1 protein-coding gene is annotated in these 1,157 nt (G+C 33.4%); it reads left to right on the top strand.

Annotated features, from left to right (window positions below):
* Positions 1-1,157, top strand: a 1,157-nt coding sequence (locus ACKTTQ_RS07085; RefSeq protein ID WP_408048767.1) for a non-ribosomal peptide synthetase, incomplete at both ends; no start/stop codon positions are given.

Below are 1,157 nucleotides of genomic sequence, written 5' to 3'. Positions count from 1 at the left end.
CGAGTTTATGATGGTTATGGAGATAAAACTTTACGAGTTTGTTTACTAGCATCTTATGCTTTTGATGCATCAGTACAACAAATTTTCGGAGCATTATTACAGGGTCATAGTTTATACATATCAGATGATGAGAGTAGAAAAGATGGAGAGTCTTTATTGTCTTTTTATAATAAATATCAGATAGATGTATCAGATGGTACTCCTACTCACCTCCGATTATTATTAGAATCTATAGATGAAGTATCTTCTTTAGATAGTTTATCGAGTTGGATTTTGGCAGGAGAAACTTTCCCAAAAGAGTTAGCAGTTTCTTTTTATACCAAATTAGGAGAGAGAACGCAGTTATATAACTTTTATGGACCAACAGAAACGTGTGTTGATTCGACATCGTATAAGGTTTTCTATAAAGAATTAGAAGATTTAAAACGTATACCAATAGGGAAGCCATTACCTAATGAGCGAGTTTATGTAACAGATAGTTATGGAAGTTTTCTTCCAATAGGAGTTATAGGAGAGTTGTGTATAGCAGGATCAGGTTTAGCACGTCGTTATACAGGAGACCAATCTCTTACAACAGAGAAGTTTGTGTCAGATTGGATAGATGGAGAAACTTTAGTTTATCGTACGGGGGATATGGTTCGTTGGTTGCCGGATGGTAATTTGGAATATCAGGGAAGACAGGATGCTCAAGTAAAAATACGAGGATATAGAATAGAGTTATCAGAAATAGAAACGCATTTAAATAAGCATCCATCTATAAATCATGCATTAGTATCAGTACAGGAGATTGAAACGGAGAGAAGTTTGGTTTGTTATTATCAAGGAGAAGAGTCTATAGTTGTTTCAGAGTTGAGAGAATATTTATCTTCATTTTTACCAGATTATATGATTCCAAGTTATTATATGCATTTGGAATCATTTCCACAGTTGAGTAATGGAAAGATTGATCGAAATTCATTACCAGAGTTGTCATTAAGTTTAGAGGATCAGTATGTTGCTCCTACTACAGAGGTTCAAGAGAAGTTAGTAGTTATTTATTCAGATATATTAAAGATAGACAGAGATTTAATAGGAGTGAATAGTAGTTTTATAGATTTAGGAGGACATTCATTAAAAATGGTGTTTTTAGTAAATGCTATAAAGAAAGAGTTTGGGGT

The sequence above is a fragment of the Tenacibaculum halocynthiae genome (genome assembly GCF_964512825.1).
Classification (GTDB): domain Bacteria; phylum Bacteroidota; class Bacteroidia; order Flavobacteriales; family Flavobacteriaceae; genus Polaribacter; species Polaribacter halocynthiae.
Note: the sequence above shows the minus strand (reverse complement) of the source record. Positions and strands in the feature narration are given on the sequence as shown.